Annotated in this window: 1 rRNA gene; it reads right to left on the reverse strand. The window is 58.2% G+C overall.

From position 1 onward, the window contains the following. Positions 1-306 (reverse strand): 23S ribosomal RNA (locus tag ACK4TH_RS12605); the annotation flags it as partial. Between the last annotated feature and the right edge of the window lie 407 nt (positions 307-713).

Below are 713 nucleotides of genomic sequence, written 5' to 3' on the forward strand. Positions count from 1 at the left end.
GGCCTTTCCAGACCGTTCTGATAAGTCAATGGCTACATCGTGCAGGCTCCTCCGATTTCGCTCGCCACTACTTTCGGAATCTCGGTTGATGTCTTTTCCTCGAGCTACTGAGATGTTTCAGTTCGCCCGGTTCGCCTCGCTGCCCTATGTATTCAGGCAGCGATACCTTTGCAGGTGGGTTTCCCCATTCGGAAATCCCCGGATCACAGCTCGCTTGCCAGCTCCCCGAGGCTTATCGCAGGCTATCACGTCCTTCGTCGCCTATCATCGCCAAGGCATCCACCACATGCTCTTGTTCACTTGACCCTATAGCTTTGCCGCCTGAAATGCCTTCAGGCCGCACATCGCCAGCCGGATCCGTGAACACTGCTTACGCGTTCGCCGTCTTCAACTCGTGACCACCGCGCCCTTGTCGGACACCGCGGTCGAAACCCGTTGAATGTGTGCTTTGACGCAAATCTTTCGCAATGCACCGCTGCGCACCGAGGTGGCTTCGCGCCCAATGGCACGAACACCTCAGCACCATGCGGCGCTGCTGATTCGACTCTGTGAATTGTTAAAGAACAGCCGTAGGTCTTCAAGGACCAACAGGGCAGAGCTCAACGCCTTGCGTGCAGCCCTGGCCTGTTGCGCCTTTGCGCTTTCGCCTCGGTCGCCATCGACGACCCCGCTCGGTGGTGGAGGATGACGGGATCGAACCGACGACCCCCTGC

This window comes from Tepidimonas sp. (genome assembly GCF_046292505.1).
Classification (GTDB): domain Bacteria; phylum Pseudomonadota; class Gammaproteobacteria; order Burkholderiales; family Burkholderiaceae_C; genus Tepidimonas.